Origin of the sequence: Thiothrix unzii (assembly GCF_017901175.1) — a bacterium.
Taxonomy (GTDB): domain Bacteria; phylum Pseudomonadota; class Gammaproteobacteria; order Thiotrichales; family Thiotrichaceae; genus Thiothrix; species Thiothrix unzii.
Genome location: NZ_CP072793.1, coordinates 374,583 through 393,773 on the forward strand (window position 1 = coordinate 374,583; position 19,191 = coordinate 393,773).

19 protein-coding genes are annotated in these 19,191 nt (G+C 52.2%); 8 read left to right on the forward strand and 11 right to left on the reverse strand.

Annotated features, from left to right (window positions below; translation table 11 throughout):
* The first annotated feature begins 16 nt into the window (after positions 1-16).
* Positions 17-805, forward strand: a complete 789-nt coding sequence (gene rsmA / locus J9260_RS02160; RefSeq protein ID WP_210219422.1) for a 16S rRNA (adenine(1518)-N(6)/adenine(1519)-N(6))-dimethyltransferase RsmA — start codon at positions 17-19, stop codon at positions 803-805.
* On the opposite strand, the gene J9260_RS02165 is transcribed toward rsmA, so the two are convergent.
* Together J9260_RS02165 and recQ are read right to left on the reverse strand one after the other, a co-directional pair.
* Complete coding sequence (locus J9260_RS02165) at positions 777-2,276, reverse strand: prolyl hydroxylase family protein (protein ID WP_210219423.1); 1,500 nt, start codon at positions 2,274-2,276, stop codon at positions 777-779. The genes rsmA and J9260_RS02165 overlap by 29 nt on opposite strands.
* A gap of 153 nt (positions 2,277-2,429) precedes the next feature.
* On the reverse strand, positions 2,430-4,271 hold the full coding sequence (gene recQ, locus J9260_RS02170) for a DNA helicase RecQ (protein ID WP_210220693.1): 1,842 nt from the start codon (positions 4,269-4,271) through the stop codon (positions 2,430-2,432).
* Between the two features lie 104 nt (positions 4,272-4,375).
* Between recQ and J9260_RS02175 the strand changes: the two genes are divergently transcribed.
* Positions 4,376-4,609, forward strand: coding sequence for a MoaD/ThiS family protein (locus J9260_RS02175; protein ID WP_210219424.1), 234 nt, complete (start codon positions 4,376-4,378; stop codon positions 4,607-4,609).
* A gap of 1 nt (position 4,610) precedes the next feature.
* Entirely contained in the window at positions 4,611-5,051 is a 441-nt protein-coding gene (locus tag J9260_RS02180; RefSeq protein WP_210219425.1) for a molybdenum cofactor biosynthesis protein MoaE, read from the forward strand.
* Position 5,052: 1 nt separating this feature from the next.
* Here the strand turns inward: J9260_RS02180 and smpB are convergent, their stop codons facing one another.
* Positions 5,053-5,535, reverse strand: coding sequence for an SsrA-binding protein SmpB (gene smpB, locus J9260_RS02185; RefSeq protein ID WP_210219426.1), 483 nt, complete (start codon positions 5,533-5,535; stop codon positions 5,053-5,055).
* A gap of 171 nt (positions 5,536-5,706) precedes the next feature.
* Between smpB and opgC the strand changes: the two genes are divergently transcribed.
* Complete coding sequence (gene opgC, locus J9260_RS02190) at positions 5,707-6,936, forward strand: OpgC domain-containing protein (protein WP_210219427.1); 1,230 nt, start codon at positions 5,707-5,709, stop codon at positions 6,934-6,936.
* Between the two features lie 19 nt (positions 6,937-6,955).
* Here the strand turns inward: opgC and J9260_RS02195 are convergent, their stop codons facing one another.
* Genes J9260_RS02195 through J9260_RS02220 form a run of 6 tightly spaced genes read right to left on the reverse strand, consistent with a single transcriptional unit; the run spans position 6,956 to position 12,878 of the window.
* The gene (locus J9260_RS02195) at positions 6,956-8,557 is read right to left on the reverse strand and encodes a DUF3131 domain-containing protein (protein ID WP_210219428.1); all 1,602 of its coding nucleotides are present in this window, start codon (positions 8,555-8,557) and stop codon (positions 6,956-6,958) included.
* Between the two features lie 34 nt (positions 8,558-8,591).
* The gene (locus J9260_RS02200; protein ID WP_210219429.1) at positions 8,592-10,055 is read right to left on the reverse strand and encodes a DUF3131 domain-containing protein; all 1,464 of its coding nucleotides are present in this window, start codon (positions 10,053-10,055) and stop codon (positions 8,592-8,594) included.
* Positions 10,048-10,560, reverse strand: coding sequence for a hypothetical protein (locus J9260_RS02205; protein WP_210219430.1), 513 nt, complete (start codon positions 10,558-10,560; stop codon positions 10,048-10,050). The genes J9260_RS02200 and J9260_RS02205 overlap by 8 nt, the downstream gene beginning before the upstream one ends.
* Before the next feature lie 16 nt (positions 10,561-10,576).
* A complete protein-coding gene (locus J9260_RS02210; RefSeq protein ID WP_210219431.1) occupies positions 10,577-11,965 on the reverse strand; it encodes an ATP-binding protein in 1,389 nt (462 codons plus the stop codon).
* Positions 11,931-12,482: a heme NO-binding domain-containing protein gene (locus J9260_RS02215; protein ID WP_210219432.1), complete on the reverse strand. Its 552-nt coding sequence runs from the start codon at positions 12,480-12,482 to the stop codon at positions 11,931-11,933. Before J9260_RS02215 ends, J9260_RS02210 begins: the two co-directional genes overlap by 35 nt.
* A gap of 24 nt (positions 12,483-12,506) precedes the next feature.
* Entirely contained in the window at positions 12,507-12,878 is a 372-nt protein-coding gene (locus J9260_RS02220; protein ID WP_210219433.1) for an Hpt domain-containing protein, read from the reverse strand.
* Positions 12,879-12,984: 106 nt separating this feature from the next.
* Here J9260_RS02220 and J9260_RS02225 point away from each other — a divergent pair, with 106 nt between their 5' ends.
* Complete coding sequence (locus J9260_RS02225; protein ID WP_210219434.1) at positions 12,985-14,184, forward strand: PP2C family protein-serine/threonine phosphatase; 1,200 nt, start codon at positions 12,985-12,987, stop codon at positions 14,182-14,184.
* Here J9260_RS02225 and J9260_RS02230 read toward each other — a convergent pair.
* A complete protein-coding gene (locus tag J9260_RS02230) occupies positions 14,168-15,829 on the reverse strand; it encodes a response regulator (protein WP_210219435.1) in 1,662 nt (553 codons plus the stop codon). The genes J9260_RS02225 and J9260_RS02230 overlap by 17 nt on opposite strands.
* A complete protein-coding gene (locus J9260_RS02235; RefSeq protein ID WP_210219436.1) occupies positions 15,826-16,977 on the reverse strand; it encodes an FIST signal transduction protein in 1,152 nt (383 codons plus the stop codon). The genes J9260_RS02230 and J9260_RS02235 overlap by 4 nt, the downstream gene beginning before the upstream one ends.
* 199 nt (positions 16,978-17,176) lie before the next feature.
* On the opposite strand from J9260_RS02235, the gene J9260_RS02240 reads away from it, so the two are divergent.
* From J9260_RS02240 to J9260_RS02250, 3 genes are read left to right on the forward strand one after another with little or no spacing between them, the layout of a single operon-like run.
* On the forward strand, positions 17,177-17,515 hold the full coding sequence (locus J9260_RS02240; RefSeq protein WP_210219437.1) for an STAS domain-containing protein: 339 nt from the start codon (positions 17,177-17,179) through the stop codon (positions 17,513-17,515).
* Between the two features lie 42 nt (positions 17,516-17,557).
* Positions 17,558-18,760, forward strand: coding sequence for a nucleotidyltransferase family protein (locus J9260_RS02245; RefSeq protein ID WP_210219438.1), 1,203 nt, complete (start codon positions 17,558-17,560; stop codon positions 18,758-18,760).
* Positions 18,760-19,191, forward strand: coding sequence for an ATP-binding protein (locus J9260_RS02250; RefSeq protein WP_210219439.1), 432 nt, complete (start codon positions 18,760-18,762; stop codon positions 19,189-19,191). Before J9260_RS02245 ends, J9260_RS02250 begins: the two co-directional genes overlap by 1 nt.

A 19,191-nucleotide genomic window follows, 5' to 3' on the forward strand; every position in this document is an offset into this window, starting at 1 on the left:
ACCTCATCGGATTCACATGTCCCAATATCAACAACACGCCAAAAAACGTTTCGGGCAACACTTCTTGCATGACCGCAATGTCATCGACAACATGCTCCGCGCTGTTAACTTGCAACCCACGGATCACGTCGTCGAAATCGGCCCCGGCCCCGGCGCACTCACCTTCCCGCTGCTGGAATTGCTGCCGCGTCTGGATGTGGTCGAAATCGACCGCGACGTGATTGCCTGGTGGCAACAACAGCCACAAGCCGAAGGTAAATTGCACATCCACGCCCAAGACGCGCTCAAGCTGGATATTCCGGCGTTGCGCGGCGACGGCGATACGCTGCGGATTATCGGTAACTTGCCGTACAACATTTCCACACCGCTGATTTTCCACTTTTTGGAACACCGGGCGCACATCCGCGACATGTTGTTCATGCTACAAAAGGAAGTGGTGGATCGTCTGACTGCCGAGCCGGACAGTTCCGATTACGGGCGGCTCTCGGTGATGGTGCAATACTATTGCGAACCGCATTATTTGCTGAAGATTGGCCCCGGCGCATTTACTCCGCCGCCTAAGGTTGATTCGGCGGTGGTGTATTTGAAACCGTGGGCAACGCCCCCGCACGTTGCCAATGACCCGGAGCAATTTGGTAAGTTGGTACAGCAAGCGTTTTCGCAACGCCGCAAAACCTTGCGCAATACGCTGAAAGGCTTGCTGAGCGCAGAGCAGATTGAAAGCGTGGGAATAGATCCTGTGCGCCGTGCGGAAACGTTATCGGTAGAGGATTTTGTTAATTTGGCGAATTTACTAACGGGGTGATGTTTGCCATCACAGCTTTAGTACTGTCTGAGTGCGGGGATGCAGGTTTGAAATGCGTAAAGATGTTAGCGAAGCTGTTGCCCTGCAAGGGCGTTGGGCGACCGTGCGTTAACCGTGCACCTTCGTAGAATACCACCTCACCCGGTTTTAAGATGACTTGGTGGGGGCGGTAATAGTTGTCCTCAATCAGCAAAGGCCAGTCTTCCTGCACCTCTTGATCGACGTTGATAATGGCACTGATGATGTGCGTGTCCAACCTGTCCCTGTGTGTTTTTAACACAGCCTGATCGCGATAGACGCGGATGCCGTAAACATAGGTTGGCTCTAAAACAGTGTTGCTCCATTGTTCCAGTAGGGCTTTCAGCGTGTCGTGGATTTCGTCGCGCAACGCGCTGCTAAGACTGACTAGTTCACTGCTAGGCTGAAAGGTTTGTACGCCTGCTTTGTAGACAAAATCACCGGGAATGCTCTCGCTTTCCGGCATCATTTTGTTTTGCTCGTAAAAGGCTTTAATTTTCAGGAATAGCGGCTCAGGCAATTGCCGCTTTTCAAAGCCTATCTTGGTGTAGTGGGGGATATACTCGTTAGCCACCTTGGTCTGCATCCCCGTTTTGCTGCCATCACGGGTGCAGCTACGAAACCATTTGGTGATGATGGCTTTGTAGCCTTTGCTTACCGGTTTTCCCCAATGCATTGAATCGGGGTTGACCGAGCCATCGGGGTTAAGGCTGTTCCAAATTACGGCGGTGCCTTGTTTGGGGTGAAAGGTTTTTTCAAGGTGAGTGAACGTGGTTTCGCCGCCTGCTTCGGTGTCGTTTAGGTAAATCATGAAGGTGTAGGTGCGCTGACCTTGCACCGCACAGTGCGTTTCCCAATCACAGGCTTCAAAATAATCGGTGTGTGCTTTGAATTCCTCGCCGACATCATAGTATTGACCTTGCATACTTTCGGAAAAAGCGATGTCGATACCGAGGTAGCGGCAAATGCGTTGGTCAATTTCGTGGATAAAGGGATCAGTGCTTGCCCCTAAATTACAGGTTTTGCTGGTTCGGTAATATTGGTCAGGTTCAAGGTCATTGGTCAGGGTGGATGATGTTAACTGGGTGCGCATGGCGGCAATGATTTGTGTGCATTCTTCGGCTGTCAGAAAATCATCGACGAGATACAGTTCTAATCGCTCATCGTCAAGGCGTTTAGCATTGGGTAAATACAAGGCACGCTCTAGTGCCGTGCCACTAATATCACCTGCCGCGCGTGGTAACGTGTCTTGGGTTTGCGGTTGTTGCGTCCCTATTAAGGGATTTTCAAAGAGGTAAGGATTGGTTGTGGGGTGATAGTTGAGTTTTGCTGCGATGGTATGGTAGTCAAACTCGTTATCCAGCAAGATTTTGAAAATACCGTTTTTGTCACATTCACGGGCTAGGTTGGCATCAATCCAGTTCAACCAGTCCTGATCGAAATGTTGTTTCATCATCATTACTCCAGCACGCTGTTTTTGTTAATTGCTCGCTCCATTCTACAAAACTGATGACGGGTATTTTAGAACAACTGGATGGAAGGGTGAGATTGCCGGGTACGTGGTGTTCCTGGTCATTGTTGCGCTTGGTGGGCTTTGGATGCTATGTCACAGAACTAAAGCGGCCGATACCACATCCAAAAACGCCTGCCCATACTGCGTAAGTTTACGTTCCCCAATCCCCGCAATACCCCGCATCGCCTCCAGCGTTTGCGGGCGTTCATCCGCCATTTGCAGCAAGGTGGAATCGTGGAAAATGACATACGGCGGCACACCCTGTTCCTGTGCCAAGCGTAGTCGCAGCGCACGCAAGGCTTCCCACAAGGCTTCCACCTCAATGGGCATGGTATCGCGGTTAAACCGGGGTTTGGCGACAGGATCACCCCGCACACGATCACGCCGCACCCGTTCGCGCTTCTGCTCCTTGCGCAAATGCAGCTCGATTTCCCCACGCAATAACGGGCGGGCGTTATCGGTCAAGCGCAAGCCGCCATGCCCGTCCACATCCACCGTCAAATACCCCAGCGCAATCAATTGGCGGAAAATATTGCGCCATTCCGCATCCGAATGCTCCTTGCCAATCCCAAAGGTGGAAAGCTGCTCATGGCGAAACTGGCGGATGCGCTCATCATCCTTGCCCAGCAACACCTCGATAATGTAATTCACCCCGAAACGCTGCCCGGTGCGGTACACGCACGACAAGGCTTTTTGCGCCGCCACCGCTGCTTCCCACACCTCCGGCGGATTCCGGCAATTATCGCAATTCCCACACGGTTGCGGTGTAGGCTCACCAAAGTAGCTCAACAACGCTTGGCGGCGGCAGGTCGTCATTTCGCACAAGCCCAACATGGCTTGCAGCTTGTGGTGTTCAATGCGCTTTTGCTGCTCGCTAGCGGTTGATTCCAGCATCATCTGGCGCAAAGTGATGACATCTTGCAGGCCATACGCCATCCACGCATTCGCGGGCAAACCGTCGCGCCCAGCCCGCCCGGTTTCCTGATAATAGGCTTCGATGCTTTTCGGCAAGCTCAAATGCGCCACGAAACGCACATCCGGCTTATCAATCCCCATGCCGAACGCGATGGTGGCAACGATGATCACGCCCTCTTCGCGCAGGAAACGTTGCTGGTGGTTACGGCGCGTGTCCGCATCCATCCCCGCGTGATACGGCAACGCGGTGCGCCCCTGTTGCGCCAGCCATGCGGCAGTATCTTCCACCTTTTTGCGCGACAGGCAGTACATAATCCCGGCATCCTGCGAATGATTTGCGTCGATGAACTGCCACAATTGTTGCCGCGCCTGCTGCCCTTGCTGGATAGTGTAGTGAATATTGGGGCGGTCAAAACTGTTGACGTAAATATCAGCGCGTTGCAGGCGCAACTGCTCAATGATTTCCTGACGGGTACGCTGATCCGCCGTCGCCGTCAGCGCAATGCGCGGCACACCGGGGAAACGTTCCGCCAGCATCGACAATTGCTGGTATTCCGGGCGGAAATCATGCCCCCATTGCGACACGCAATGCGCTTCGTCGATAGCGAACAGGCTGATACCGATGGTGGAATGCAAACGTTCCAGCAAGGGCAGCATTTTTTCGCTGAGCAAGCGTTCAGGCGCGACATACAGCAAGTCGATTTCACCCGCCAGCAATTCACGCTCCACCCGCTGCACCGCGCCGTAGTTCAGCGAGGAATTGAGGTAAGCGGCGCGGATACCCAGTTGCAGCAGCGCATCGACCTGATCCTGCATCAACGCAATCAGCGGCGACACGATAATCCCCACGCCATCGCGCACCAAGGCGGGAATCTGGTAACACAGCGATTTGCCGCCGCCGGTTGGCATTAGCGCGAGGACATCATGATCTTGCAGCAATGAGCCGATAATATCGCGCTGGTTCAGGCGAAAATCGGCGTAGCCGTAGGTATTGTTGAGAATGTGGTAGGCTCGTTGCATGGGGGTATTGTAGGGTGCGATGGGAGTACCTACAACAGCGCGTGGTCGGGCGATAGGCGGCTGAGGTATCATCATCAGGGTTTCATCACCTTTTCGAGGACATTATGCCGATTAATGTATTATTTTTCGCCAGCCTGCGCGAACGTTTGGGGAAAGCCCAAGCCAGCATTGATACCGATGTGCCGTTAACCGCGCACGAGGTTTGGCAGCGCAGCAGCGGTGGGGCGGCATTGCCTGTGAATGTGCTGGTTTCAGTTAATCAGGCGTATGCGAATCTGGAAACGCTGGTGCAAGCCGGTGATGAAGTGGCGTTTTTTCCGCCTGTGACCGGAGGTTGAGATGATCCATGTGGAAGTGCGCGAAGCGGCGTTTGACCCTTGGCAAATGCTGTCGCAATGGCAGGCCACGCAAGCGGCGAATACCCGTTCCGGTGCGACTGCGGTTTTCGTGGGGACAATGCGTGACTTTAACGAAGGCGATGATGTTACCGGGATGTTTTTAGAGCATTACCCTAGCATGACCCAGCGTCAGTTAACCGAATTGACCCAACAAGCGATGGAAAAATGGTCGCTGGATGCCGCGTTGGTGGTGCATAGAGTAGGGGAGTTAACCCCCGCCGAACCGATTGTATTGGTGGCGGTTTGGTCGGCACACCGCGCGGCGGCGTTTGCAGCGTGCCGTGAGATCATGGAAACCCTCAAACACGCCGCGCCGTTTTGGAAGCGCGAAACTTTAGCGGATGGTTCGGTGCGTTGGGTGGAAAAGAATACGCAGGGCTAAATTAATGACGCTTCATAATCCGGTCTTTTTCACGACCCCAATCGCGTGCTTTTTCGGTGTCGCGCTTATCGTGTAACTGCTTGCCTTTGCCTAAGCCGATTTCGACCTTGACGCGGTTGTTTTTCCAGTACATTGCCAGTGGCACGATGGCGTAACCTTTGCGGTCAACGGCATTGTTGATGCGCACGATTTCAGTGCCGTGCAGCAGCAGTTTGCGGGTGCGTACCGAGTCAGGAATAACGTGCGTGGACGCTGACAGCAGGGCACTGATGTGCGCACCGAACAGGAATGCTTCGCCTTTTTCCATGATCACGTAGCTTTCTTTCATCTGGATGCGCCCGTCACGCAGGCTTTTCACTTCCCAACCTTGCAGCACTAAACCGGCCTCGAAGGTCTGTTCGATGTAATAGTCGTGGCGTGCCTGTTTGTTGAGGGCAATGGTTTTGCTGCCGGGGGAGCTTTTTTTCTTGGTCGCTTTAGCCATGATCTTTAGATGCAGTATCGGTAAAGCAGGAATGATAACCGTAAACGGCACACAATTGCAGGATTCTGCACAGAATTCGGTTAACCGTATGGCGGGACGCGCTTGCTTCTGGTGATTTCCCTTCATAGTATGGATGAACGTTATATAAAAATTGATAAACGGCGGTATTCCATGACTACAGCAACCCTACGCACGTCCCGTGCTTTCAGCGACTGGATTCCAGCAAGTTGGGCGTACCCCGAAACCGGTGCGACCCGTGATTTACGTCTCGATTTTATGCGCGGTTTCGTGATTCCGTTGCTGTTTGCCAGCCATTTTGAGTTTTTTTCCGCGCTGATGTTTATCGGCTGGGAACGCATCGGGGTGGTGTCAACGGCTGAGGTTTTCGTGATTCTTTCCGGCATTGTGGTGGGCATGGTGTACGGCAAAAAAGTGAAACGCGACGGGTTGGCAGCGGTGATGCCCGGTTTGCTGCAACGTTCGGTGGATTTGTACCGGATTAGTGTGGTGATGATTTTGATCGTGGCGGCGATCCGCTACATTCCTTGGCTGGATAGTACGGTAATTACCACCTTTCACGACCCTTATGGCGGCAACACTTATCAGCTTTACCCCGCGTTGGATGCGAATTTGTCGACAGTGATCAGCAAGGCGTTATTGCTGCAAATCGGCCCGCACCAGTTTCAGGTTATAGGGATGTACGTGGCGATGTTCGTTTTGTTTACCCCGCTGGTGTTTTTTATGCTCACTAAGCAACGGGTGGGGCTGCTGCTGGGGGTAAGTTGGGTGTTGTACGCGATTCATTATGGAGCACCGTTTCAATCGTTGCGCCCGACTGGTGCGCAGTTTGAGTATGCTTTCCCCTTGCTGGCTTGGCAGTTAATTTATGTGCATGGCATGGTGGTGGGTTATTACAAACAGGATGTGCTGAACTTTTTCAAGGGTGCGTGGGGGCAGCGTTTGCTGTACTTGTGCGTGCTAATGACGCTGGGATTTATCTGGCTGACGCTGAATCATCCGCTGGTACAATTCCCAGATTGGGCAAGATTACAGGTGATTCCACCGGATACTTTTTTATACATCTACAATGAATATTTCCCGAAAAGCAAGTTGGGTATTGGGCGACTGATTAATGCGGTGGTGTTGTTTGTGAGTATTTACGCGCTGTTAACCGTGTGCTGGCAACCGTTGCATCGTGCGTTGGGCTGGTTGTTGATTCCGCTGGGGCAGGCATCGTTGTATGTGTTTTTTACGCACGTATTTTTATTGCTGGCGATTATGAATACGCCGCTGCCGGGGTATAACGATTTTTGGATTAATACTGCGATTCATGCCGGGTTGCTGGCGTTGGTGTGGGTAATGGTGAAAAAAGAGTTTCTGTTTAAATGGATTCCGCATTGAGTGCAGTGCGGCGAATTGCTTAAAACTGCCAGCCTTGACTGACTGTTACCGCACCTTGGTTGAGGTTGTCGCCGGGAAAGGCATTCGTACCGTAATTGCTGTATTCCACCCGCCACTTACCGGGGCGCGGGTCGGCGTAACCGAAGGCGTAAGTCCAGTTCGGGTTGCCGCCGCTTAACGGCACGCTCGCGGTGGTGCGGGCGTACCATTTGGATTTGGGGTTCCATTGCAGGGTTCCGCTGAGACTGGGCTTGCCGTTGGCGGGAATGCCGAGATTCGCGGATGCGGCAAGTTTGTGATTGCTTAAAGTGCGGGATTTGATTTTATGCCCGATATTGAGCGTGGTTTTTTTCAACGCTAAACCTTCCCCCGGTTGCAACGGCCCCCAGTTATTGGCTTGCACCGACCAGCCCCCCGGTTTGTTATTGGCGTATCCCGCACTCCATGCATACCCCGGTTCACCGTCTTTAAGTGAGGCATTGCCGCTGATAAACCAATCAGGTTTGGGCGACCAAGTAACGCTGGCAGACACGCTATTACTGCCGTCTTTGAGCGAAACGCTGTCAGCAATACTACCGGCGATGCGTAACCGTTGTGATCTGCTGGCAATCCCGCTCATGTCGTGTGCGGGGAGCGCACCGTTATCTGGCATTTCCTGATACATCGGAATCTCCCCGGCTGCCGATTGCGCAAGAATAGCTGGCAACACCACCTCTTCCTGCGTCACTGTTTTAGCTGGCGTTGGGGGGCGTACTTTTGGCATCGGTGCGGGCTTGCTGATTGCTGTGTCCTCCAGTGGCGGTGCAGGGGTAATCGCAGTCGTGGCTAACGTTATCGGTGATTCAGGCATGTTGACCGCGCTGGGTGGCTGCTGGGGTGCGGGTGGTTTCTGAGGTGCTGCGGTTTTCACGACGGTTGGTGCGGACTTGCTTGCGAGTGCTGGCGGTTCGGCTTTTACTGCCGTTTTGATGGGCGTAACCGGGCAAGTCGTTTGCCAGTTAAACGGAAATGGCGTGGTTGCCGCAGTTACTTCCACATTATCGGTAAGCGGTCGCAGCCATGCGGGTGCGGTTTCTGCTTCTCGCACCAATAAGCCTGTTTCCGGGTGCGGAAAACATTGCTGGCGGTAAATCCGGTGTAAAAACAGGTGATAAGCCGGGGGGGCGATGCGGATTTCATCCAGCAGTAACGGCACAAAGCGCGTCGTCGGATCAGGTGTGAGGAAACCCCATTGGCGAAAACCTTCCCATTTTAGTGGCACATCGCCAGCGCGTTGTTTTTGCAGCACGGCATTTTGCAGCGATACATCGTAAAACTGCTGATCATCCAGCACTTCGCAATAGTCCCATTGCAACGCTACCCGTTCCGCCGTTTCGCGCAAATCGGGGAAGCGCGTCGCCGTTTGCTGCAAGGTATGCAGGGCAATGTCGAGCGTTCCGGCGTGCAGGCTGGGTTGGGCGGGGCGTTTGCCGAGCCATTCATCCGGCCATTGTTGCCCCGCCGGGGAAATATTGAAAAGTCGCTGAAGGTGATGCGCTGCGGTCGGGCTATCCACTGCACAGGCGAGGGTTTCCAATGTTTGCAGTAACGGCGGTTGCGGTTGTGCCAGTGTTGTTGGCATCCATAACCCGCCTGTTACTGCCAGTAACAGGCTTTTATTTAACCGCGCAAGCATCGCACGTTTGAGTTTTGGCTACGTCCAGCTTCATCCCGCGCTGGCAGCGTTTGCACGTTGGGTAAAATTCACCGTATTTTTTGTGCAGCAGCAGGCTCAAAATAATCCCGTTGGTGTTGGCGGTAATCGCTTTATTGTAGCCGCCGCCGTTTTCGTAAATGCCCGAATACCAGCCGCGTTCTGGGTCGTAAGCGGTATTTACGGTATAGGCCAGTTGCTTACTGTATGGATCATCGGGGAACAGCAACGCCATCGACATTGCGGCTTTCACCGAAATGGTTTTGAGGTTGTCGTAGCGCACCCCTTTGTCGGTGGTGGTATTCCAAGGCAATCCGGCGGTGAAAATGGTGTTGTAAAGGAAGTACGGTTTTTGGTCGATATTGTCTTCTGAAACAGCCGTGATTACCCCGGTTTCTTCCCAGCGGCGTTTTTGTACTTGGTAAATATTTGCCAGTAACGGTTGGTTCTCGGCATCAATACCGTTTTCAACCGCATCCATTGCATACGATTCTGTTACCACGTAGTTGTACGCGCCCAAATCACGTGGATCGCGGCGGTCATACGCCACTGGCACGTCGTAAATATTGATTGTTTCGCGGAATTCATTGTTGTAAGTGGCTGAAACTCGCTGATCGTAACCCAATTCGCGGAAAATTTTCCCCGCGTATTGCTCGTAACCCAACCGCCCTTCCTGCGCTACCACCATCGCTTTAGTGGCGGGGTCACGGTAAAGCCCGAACATTTGCCCGTCTTTAATCAAGCGGGTTAAATCCCAGCGTTCCACTGCTTTTTTAGCTGGGTAGGCGTATTTCGGATGCATACAGCCCAGCGTATTCAGCCAGGAAATGATTCGCGCCAGATCCAAGGCAGAAACCCCGATCCCGTCCGGCGCGGGTTGATTGCGGTAATCCACCATTGCGCCCGTGCCTGCGTGATACACCTTGTTGGGGGCTTCCTTGTTGAACAGTTCCATTGTGGTGAGGGTTTTGAACATCGCTTGAATGCGTTCGTCGAAATCCTTTTCGTCAATCAAACCAAAATCGTGCGCGGCTATGGTGGCAGCCAGTGCCGAACCCGTGTCCCACATCGTGGTGGATTGGTATTTATCCGCCGCGTTATACAAGCCGGTCTTGGGGTTGTAATTGTTTTCAAAGTATTTCCAAGCGACTTTTGCCATTTCTAGGTCTTTGCTGCATAAGCCTTGCGGGTTGCCTAAGCAACTGTTGTCGGGGGCTTGAGCCAGTGCGCAAAAAGTGTCGTTGCGTGACGCGCTGTTACTGGATGACAGCAAACTCCACACACTGCCAGTTTGATGGGGAGTGGGGGCGGTTTGGGTAATTGCGTAGATAATTCCTGTCGCGAGCAATATCCCGGTAAGCCATGCCAGACCAATGCGCACGGGGCGACGTGTCCAGATTTGTTGTTTATTATTATGCTCAGTCATTGCCCAGTTCCCCTAAAACGGCTTCGATTTCTTTGCGGATAGCAGCAACGTTAGTATTAGTGTCACCGCCTTTCCACGCGCTGACCAGTTTGTCGATAGGGTTCATTAAACCTTGCAGGCGGGCTTTTTTATCGGCAAAAGTTTCACCTGCTTCCCACAGTGGCTTTTTTGTGGTGGCAAGCTTTTCAGCAGCAGGCACGCCTTTACCTTCCGCACGTAATTGTTCTGCTTGATTGACCACTGACAGGGTTTTGTAAAGGTTTAAGCGTTTTTGCAGCGCGGTGAGCTTTTGTTCGGCGGCATCGTCAGCGGCTTTACCCAGTTTGCTGGTTACACCGTGGATTGCGTCCAGCTTTTCGGTGAGTGGGGTGAGCGCGGCGGTAACGCTGGCGGCGGATGCTTGTTGCCCTTGTTGTAATGCAGCGTGTAATTGCTGATTTTGGAAGGTGAGATAAACGACCAGCACCAGCAGCATACTCAGTAAAACGTGTTGCAAGGTATTCATCGACAGTTCCTCGGCTTTAGGTTATGGCGGGACACCATGCCCGCAAAGTGGTTGCCAATACGTCCATTTGGATGGGTTTGGTGAGGCAGTCGTTCATGCCCGCTGCGAGGTATTCCAGTTCATCGCCTTTCATGGCGTTGGCGGTCAAGGCGATGATCGGCATCGCAGCGAGTTGCGGAAATTCAGCGCGGATACGGCGGGTAGTTTCTACGCCGCTGATACCGGGCATTTGAATATCCATTAACACCAGCGCGAAGCTTTCGGTATGCAGGTAATCAAGGGCTTGATAGCCGTCTTCCGCCAGCGTGATGTGATAACCCAGTTTAGTGAGCATTCCCCGCGCTACCATTTGGTTAACCTTGTGGTCTTCCACTACCAAAATGCGGGCGAGTTGCTGATCTTTATTGCTGGTAACAGCGGCGCGAGGTGGCGTGCTGTCGGTAATCGGTGTGACTGCACCGGGTGGCACGGCGGTTAAATCCACAATCGGGATTTCAAACCAGAAGGTACTGCCCGCGCCCAAGGTACTTTCGATCCCAATCGTGCCGCCCATTAAGTTCACCAGTTTACGGCTAATCGCCAGCCCCAAACCCGTACCGCTTTGTTTGTGCTGATCGTAACGGCTGATTTGGCTGAAAGCGTGAAACAGTTTGCGCTGTTTTTCGGGGGGAATGCCTACGCCAGAATCTTGCACTTCAAAGCGTAAGGTTTCTCCGCCGGGATGGCTAATACGCACTTGCACGCCGCCGCGTTCGGTAAATTTAATCGCATTACCCACTAAATTCAGTAACACCTGACGCAAACGCAGCGAATCGCCGTGTAAGCGTGTTGGCAAATCTTCCGCAATGCAGACCTCCAGCGTTAACTGCTTTTGCACGGCAATGGTACGCATCGTGGCAATGATATTGGGTAAAATATCGCAAATCAGGAAGCCTTCATCCAGCAGTTCCAGCTTGCCTGCTTCTAAGCGGGAAATGTCGAGAATGTCGTTGATAATGCCCAGTAATGACTGCGCCGATTGCAAAATAGTATCAACCTGCAAGCGTTGTTCCGACTCCAGCGTGGTGTGCTGCAATAGGGTGGTCATACCGATAATGCCATTCATCGGGGTGCGGATTTCGTGACTCATGGCGGCGAGAAACGCACTTTTCGCCCGGTTAGCAGCCATTGCCTGATCACGCGCTTCGACCAATTCGCGGGTGCGTTCCGTCACGGTTTGCTCCAGCGAATCGGCGACAGCGCGTAATTCCTGATTAGCTTGATACAGTTCCAAGCTTTTCGATTCCAGCAATTGCTCCGCTTGTTTACGCGCATTACGTTCGCGTTCTAAGCGTTTTTCCAGCCGTGCGACCAGTTCCGCACTCATGGTTTCAGGCTGCAATGCGTTGGATATGGAATTCAACATGCGTGCCCCGGCCTTGCGAACAATCGCGGATGTCGATTTTTGCAGGTTCTTGGTAATGGTAGAGACAGCCTTCGATCAAACCTTCGGCGAGTGAGGAAAACGGATGCTGGGAACGGTACACCATCACCAATTGCTGATCGTTATCGCTGCGGGTAGTTTCAAAGCTGGGTAATTCCGCATCGGGGTAAAGTTTGCGCACTTCGATGTGCACGTAATTTTCAATCGAATCCAGAAAATCGAAAGCGGTGCGGGTATTGTGGAAAAACGCCGGATACAGTTCCACAAAACGCCCGAACAAATGTTGTCCAAAAATTTTCACTAAAGCCGGAATCGGTAAGCGGGTTTCTTTGGATAGGCATTGCACCAACGCCAGCATTTCAGAATGCGGGTAAGTGCCTACGGCGGTATACGCGCCACCGGATGGCAGGTTGGCATCGTCAATAATATCGTCCACCATTGCGGCAGAAAATTTTTGCTCAACCATGTCGAGAAATTCGGTAAAAACCAGACCTTTCATTGGGTATTCCCCTGTTTACTGTTGTTATGCGGATAGGGCGGTAACGATTGGCGCGTGGGCATTCAGCCACACACAAACTTCGGCGTAAGTGGTGTTGAGCTGTTGCCAGTGTTGCATAGCGCGGATTTGATCTTGATCGTCTTTGTATTCTTCCAGCAAGCGTGCCAGCTCTGCCATGCCGAATGCACCAATCAGGCGGCTGCTGGACTTGAGTTTGTGGCAAATAATGCCGACTTGTTGGCTATCACCTTGGGTAATGCTTTGCTGTAAAGCGTCGATGGCGGCAACCACATCCTGGTGGAAAACGTCCAGCAGTTCGGTAAATTCGTCTGCCATGATTTCTTGCAGTTCGTGGTAAGTATCCGCATCAATGGTGTGGGCTGTCGTTATTGTCATCATTCCATTACCCATAGGCTTATAGTTGTGTATTTTGAGTTTTGATTGGTGCTAGGATACACCTAATAACTTATTTCATTCAAATCATAAAAAAGACATATCGAAGATGAATATCCTAGTGGTAGATGATGCCAGAGATATGCAGTTGATTCTGCGCCGCATCTTGACCCTGATGGGACATCATGTGGTACTCGCGGATCACGGTGAAGCCGCGTGGGAGCTGATCCAACAACAGCATTTTCAACTGGTGATTAGCGATTGGGTAATGCCGTTTATGGACGGCCCCACCTTATGCCGCACTATTCGCGCGGCGAGCTTACCGCATTACGTGTACATTATTTTGCTCACGGGTATGTCAGGCAAGCAAAATCTGATCCAAGGTATGGAAGCGGGTGCGGATGATTTCGCCACCAAGCCGATTGTGCGTGAAGAGCTGGAAGTACGCCTGCGTGCAGCCCAGCGTGTGCTGGATCTGGAACACCGTCTGGAAGATAAAAACCGTCATTTGGAAAGTGTTAATCACTCCTTATCCGCTGCGCAACGCTTGATTCAAAGTGATTTGGAACGCGCCGCAGTGTTGCAGACGGGGGTATTGCCGAGTCAGAAAAACTTTGGGCGGGTAAGCGTCGATTGGTTTTTCCAGCCTGCGCAATACATTGGCGGCGATACTTTTAACTATTTTCCGTTAAATGATGATTTGTTCTTTTTTTATTCGATTGATGTTTCCGGGCATGGTATCGCATCGGCGTTGCTGTCGATGTGTTTACAAACCTTGCTGAGTGCAACCAGTGAATTGCATTGTTTGACCGAGTTAAATGCGGAGGCGATTGCAAACGTGCCATCGCGTTTGGCAGCCCGCTTGAATCAGCATTTACACGAAAAGCTGGATACCGGGGATCACTATTTAACCATGATCATGGGTGTGGTCGATACCCAGCAAGAGCGGTTACATTTTGTGCAAGCAGGGCATCCGCAGCCATTTTTATACACGCCGGGAACCAGCGGATTGGTACAGGTCGAGTGTACTGGGTTTCCGATAGGTTTATTGCCGGAGGTGGAATACGAAACCATTAGCGTGCCGTTTCCGAGTGGTAGCCGGTTTGTGTTGTATTCCGACGGGTTACTGGAATTGCCGACAGCGCACGATGAATTGTTAACCGAAACAGGATTGTTGCAAGCCTTGCAAGCCTCCATCGGGCAGCCGGTGAATACATTGATTGAGCCGTTGCGGGTACAGCTAGGGTTGGATCAGGCGGTGCAAACGCGCCCTGATGATATTTCTTTGCTGATTATGGAGCTGCACTGACAGGACAGGCGCGTTGTAGCACCTCTAGCAATGCCTGTACCTTAAACGGCTTGCTCAGGAAGTCGTCCATTCCGGTTTGCAGGCAATGCATTTTGTCGCTGTGCATGGCATTTGCGGTCAAGGCGATAATTGGGGTGCGTGCTAATTGCTGGTGTTGTTCTGCGGTGCGGATCAGGCGTGTGGCTTCTAAGCCATCCATTTCTGGCATTTGCACATCCATTAAAATTACGTCCGGCGGGTTGATTTCCCACGCTTGCAGGGCTTCACGACCGTTTTCTGCGACAGTGACTTGATGACCTGCTTTGTTTAATAAACGCACCGCCAACATCCGATTTACCGGATTATCTTCCGCCAGTAATACGTGTAACGGGCGTGTGCTTAACGCTAGTGTGCTGGTGGTGACAGGTTGTGGTTGTACGGCTTGCGCGGCGACTTCTAACAATAGGTCAAAGTGGAAAATGCTGCCTTGTCCTGCGTCGCTTTCCACCTGTAAATGCCCGCCCATCATTCCAATCAATTGCGCGGAAATGGTTAAGCCCAAACCCGTGCCGCCATAACGCCGGGTGATGGAGTTATCCGCTTGTTGAAACGGCTGGAAGATGCTGGCCTGCCTTTCCGGGGAAATACCAATGCCGGTATCGTGTACCGCAAACAATAGCCGGACTTTGTCGTTGGGCGCACCGCTTTGCTCGCTAATTGTGATGCGTATCGCGCCACGTTCGGTGAATTTAATCGCATTACCCACCAAATTAATCATCACTTGACGTAAACGTCCGCTATCGCCAGCGATTAAATCCGGCACGTCGGCGGCGACTTCCCAATGGAAATCGAGTTGCTTTTCCAGTGCCTGCATCCGTAACGGGGTAAAGGTGTCCTGCAATAGCGGGCGCAGCGCGAAGGGGGCGTTAATCAGGTCAAAGCTTCCGGCTTCAATACGTGAGAAGTCGAGGATTTCATTGATAATGTCGAGCAAGGCATTGGATGATGATTTAATCATCCCCAAGTATTCGCGCTGCGTTTCTGAAACTTCGCTGTACAGCATTAAATCGGTGAGGCCAATAATGCCATTCATCGGGGTGCGGATTTCGTGGCTGATCATTGCCAGAAATTCGCTTTTGGCTTTGCTGGCTTGTTCGGCGTGGGCTTTGGCTTTGAGGGCTTCGGCGCGGGCTTCTTCCAGAAAAGCGTGTTGTTGACAGGCCAGACACGCGGTTTCCAAGCGTTTTAACACCAAGCCTAGTGCGAGTAAGTAAGTTTCCGGCAGCGGTGGGTCACGCACCAAGACCAGTAAACCATTATCCCCCAGCGGCATGAAGTGGTAGTGGTTTGCGTCCAATGTCAGGATTTCCCCCGGTCTTTTGACGCGCCATTGTTGGCTGGCGATCTGCTGGATGCGGGTTGCCAGCAGTGGGCTATCTTGCTCAATCGAGCCGCGTACTGCGGGGTAACTGTAGGTGGGGGCGGGGGCAGTATGATTTTCCGACGGGGTAATACCGTTGTGCAACCAAATGTAACCGCTGCGGCAGTTCAGCAATTTCAGTGCGGGCGGCAGGAATTTGCGTAACATACTGCGCAAATCCAAATCTTGCCCAATCAGTAAGGCGAGGGCGTACTGAACCGACACCAATTCCAAGGTTGAATTCATGCCTTGTTCTCCGCTTGTGTCAGCACGCCCAGCACGATGGTTTTGTTGAAAAACTCCAGACAGGTGTTACCCGCGTCGGCAATTTCCCCCAACGATAAGCAGCCTGCCAGCGGAACACCGGGCGGTAAGGCGTTACGAATATTGTCGACTTCTTCATGGAAGCGGTCTTGCAAAAACAGGGTGCGGCTAATGCAGTCAAACAACAAACCCAATACCGGCGGTGCATCAGGAAGGTGCAGTTTGGCAGCGCATTGGCGCGACGCACTCAGCAGGTTTTCAGTATTGCCCTTGAGGATGTAAATAATGTGATTAGCGGGGACTTCCCCCACGCATACCAATTTATCACCTTCATTGAACAAGGGGTCACGCACCACCACATCACCGGTGAGGCGTTCCAAGCCAAACGGGTAGGCTTTCGCCAACTCGAAAAAATTGTCGGTATCAAACGATTTACCACTGTCAGCTTCCACCACCTGACGGTAAACCGCGAAAGCAGGCTGGTAATCGAGCGTAGTAATCGTGTTGTTGTACGCGCCCGTAACGAAAAACGGCCCCGCAAACTTATGCCAGCCGTGTTCAATGCCAATGCTAACCTGTAAGGGTAGGGCGGTAATTTGAGCGCAATCCATCAGCAACCCTTGATTGCTAATGATGCAAGGTTTTTGCACGAAACTCAGCGAACCCGCGCCACCGCCAATGTAGTGGCAATGACTGCCAAAAACTTCGTAAAGGCTTTCGAGTAGTGCGGCAATGCGCTTGCTCAAACCATCCACCAAGGTGACGAGGGTGGAACCGGGTGCTATGTGTGTTGCGAGTGCTTCCGTCGCTGCAAAGTAATCGCTGTCAGGGTTGGATAAATGTTCAACCACATGCACTTGCGCCGTCCCGGGCAATGCGCACACTAAACTGCCTTGGCGCAAGGTTTGCCCGTTAGCAATAATCTCCGGGAAAATGCCACCAAACACTGGAACGGGCAGGGCGTGTAAGCGTGCGTCGAGTTGTTCCGGGGTAAACCCGTTAGCATCGGCTGCCAGCACTAACAGGCTGCGTGCTCCTGTGGCAAGTGCTTGATCCAACAGTTGAAACAAACCGTCGCAGCTTCCGCTGGTTTCCACAAATAATTCAACAGGTGTTTGATACGTAAGCATGGTGATGATCTCTGCGCGATTATTGTTCTGATGAGTATGGCTCAACATTCTACCCAAGCTCATGTGCATAAGAAAGTTTTATCAAAGCAATCGGAATGCCAATCTTGATATTGCCGTGAGTCGGGTGGCGTGTGTACAATGTCCCTATTAATTAAAATGATAAGTGCTAATAGCTTTCCCAACAACGAGGATAATAACAATGCAATTTGCAACCCGTACCGAAGGTGATTTCATCATTGCCACCATTCTGGAAACCCGCATGGATGCCGCCATTGCGCCAGCACTCAAAATCCACATTGCTCAATTACTCACCGAAGGCAAAACCCGTATTGTACTCGACATCACTGACGTGACTTTCATGGACAGTAGCAGCCTTGGCGCACTGGTCAGTTTGCTGAAAATGGTAGGTAATAAAGGCGACCTGATTATCGTTGGCGCGACGGGCATTGTCGCGGAATTATTCAAATTAACCCGCATGGAGCGGGTGTTCCGCATGGCTGCGACTGTCGATGCGGCGATGGAAGCTATTCCAGCCTAATAATAATTGAATAAGCGTCGATAGATGCGAGGGGAGGGGGCGATGAAAGCGATGATTCTGGCGGCAGGTAAGGGGACACGGGTACGCCCTATCACCAACGAAATGCCAAAACCGATGATTCCCATTTTGCGTAAGCCGGTGATGGAGTCGATTATCGACCTGCTACGTGCCCACGATGTGCATGAAGTGGTGGTGAATACCAGCCATTTAGCTCCGGTGATCGAAAACTATTTTCGGGATGGCAGCCAGCATGGGGTGCACATGGCGTATTCCTACGAAGGTCACATGACTCATGCCGGACTCGAAGGTAAAGCCCTCGGTTCGGCGGGTGGGATGAAACGGATTCAGGATTTTTCCGGCTTTTTCGATGAAACCTTTATCGTGTTGTGCGGTGATGCGTGGATCGACCTCGACATCAGTGCCGCGCTGCGCTGGCATAAAGAAAAGGGCGGGATTGCCACAGTAATCTTGCAGGAAGTGCCGCATGAGGAAGTACATAAATACGGCGTGGTAAAATTGGATGCACGTGAACGTATTGTGCAGTTTCAGGAAAAGCCCAAGCAGGAAGAGGCAGTTTCCAACACCATCAATACGGGTATTTACCTGTTTGAGCCGGAGATTTTCCGCTACATTCCTTCCGGCGTGGAATACGACATTGGCAGTCAATTGTTCCCTGCACTAGTCGCGGCGGGTGAGGAATTCTACGGTTTGCCGATGGATTTTCAGTGGGTCGATATTGGCTCTGTACCTGATGTATGGGCAGCGACGCGTATGGCATTACAAGGTCAGATCAAAGGTTTCCCGATGCCTGGTAAGGAAGTGCGCCCCGGCGTGTGGACGGGCATTAATACCAGCATCAACTGGGAAAAGGTGAAAATTATCCCGCCAGTTTATATCGGCAGCAGCACCAAAATTGAAGCAGGTGCAGAAATCGTCGGGCCGTGCATGATTGGTGCAAACTGCGTGATTGAATCCGGTGCGGAAATCAGCCAATGCCTGATTAGCGATTACACCCGCGTGGGCGGTATTGCCGTGCTCGATAACAAATTGGTGTTTGGTGGTGACTGCATTTCCCCGGATGGCAGTGTGTTGAATCTGGGTGAAACTCAAATCCGCTGGCTGGTTGATGATATGCGTCGTGCGCTGAATCCCGGTGATATTCACGACATGTTGCTGTTTAGCAATATGCTCAGTTTCCACGAATTGAATGCGCGTGAAACCTTACCTGAGCTGGAGGTGGCGTAATGGAGGCCACCTACCGTGAATACAATATCCGGCTTTCCATCGACAGCCGTTTGGAGCAGGTGCGGGTACTTTCCGGGGCATTGCGCGGTATTGGGCAAGAGCTGTCGCTGTCCGAAGAGCAACTGGGGCAACTCGAATTGATGATGGTGGAAGCCGTCAACAATGTAATTGAACACGCTTACCAAATGCAGCATGGCAATGATGTGCAGGTGCGGGTGGAATACAGCCCGCAGGAAGTGCATTTAGTCATTTCCGATCAAGGTCACGCGATGCCGGACGCATTGCATACCGAAACCCGTGAAATGCCGAACCCGGATGATTTACCGGAAGGCGGTTGGGGCATGGGGTTAATTCACCTGCTGGCGGATTCGATCCGTTACAGCCGCGATGCCAAGGGCAATCACTTGCACGTCAGCAAGCAGTTGACCTGA

Bases quoted from the DNA above. Each gene is read 5' to 3' on its own strand.
- J9260_RS02165 (WP_210219423.1), bottom strand. From the start codon at position 2,276: ATGAAACAACATTTCGATCAGGACTGGTTGAACTGGATTGATGCCAAC.
- J9260_RS02195 (WP_210219428.1), bottom strand. From the start codon at position 8,557: ATGCCAACAACACTGGCACAACCGCAACCGCCGTTACTGCAAACATTG.
- opgC (WP_210219427.1), top strand. From the start codon at position 5,707: ATGACTACAGCAACCCTACGCACGTCCCGTGCTTTCAGCGACTGGATT.
- J9260_RS02175 (WP_210219424.1), top strand. From the start codon at position 4,376: ATGCCGATTAATGTATTATTTTTCGCCAGCCTGCGCGAACGTTTGGGG.
- J9260_RS02250 (WP_210219439.1), top strand. From the start codon at position 18,760: ATGGAGGCCACCTACCGTGAATACAATATCCGGCTTTCCATCGACAGC.
- J9260_RS02220 (WP_210219433.1), bottom strand. From the start codon at position 12,878: ATGACAATAACGACAGCCCACACCATTGATGCGGATACTTACCACGAA.
- J9260_RS02215 (WP_210219432.1), bottom strand. From the start codon at position 12,482: ATGAAAGGTCTGGTTTTTACCGAATTTCTCGACATGGTTGAGCAAAAA.
- smpB (WP_210219426.1), bottom strand. From the start codon at position 5,535: ATGGCTAAAGCGACCAAGAAAAAAAGCTCCCCCGGCAGCAAAACCATT.
- J9260_RS02225 (WP_210219434.1), top strand. From the start codon at position 12,985: ATGAATATCCTAGTGGTAGATGATGCCAGAGATATGCAGTTGATTCTG.
- J9260_RS02240 (WP_210219437.1), top strand. From the start codon at position 17,177: ATGCAATTTGCAACCCGTACCGAAGGTGATTTCATCATTGCCACCATT.
- J9260_RS02210 (WP_210219431.1), bottom strand. From the start codon at position 11,965: ATGTTGAATTCCATATCCAACGCATTGCAGCCTGAAACCATGAGTGCG.
- J9260_RS02235 (WP_210219436.1), bottom strand. From the start codon at position 16,977: ATGCTTACGTATCAAACACCTGTTGAATTATTTGTGGAAACCAGCGGA.
- J9260_RS02200 (WP_210219429.1), bottom strand. From the start codon at position 10,055: ATGACTGAGCATAATAATAAACAACAAATCTGGACACGTCGCCCCGTG.
- J9260_RS02180 (WP_210219425.1), top strand. From the start codon at position 4,611: ATGATCCATGTGGAAGTGCGCGAAGCGGCGTTTGACCCTTGGCAAATG.
- recQ (WP_210220693.1), bottom strand. From the start codon at position 4,271: ATGCAACGAGCCTACCACATTCTCAACAATACCTACGGCTACGCCGAT.
- rsmA (WP_210219422.1), top strand. From the start codon at position 17: ATGTCCCAATATCAACAACACGCCAAAAAACGTTTCGGGCAACACTTC.
- J9260_RS02205 (WP_210219430.1), bottom strand. From the start codon at position 10,560: ATGAATACCTTGCAACACGTTTTACTGAGTATGCTGCTGGTGCTGGTC.
- J9260_RS02230 (WP_210219435.1), bottom strand. From the start codon at position 15,829: ATGAATTCAACCTTGGAATTGGTGTCGGTTCAGTACGCCCTCGCCTTA.
- J9260_RS02245 (WP_210219438.1), top strand. From the start codon at position 17,558: ATGAAAGCGATGATTCTGGCGGCAGGTAAGGGGACACGGGTACGCCCT.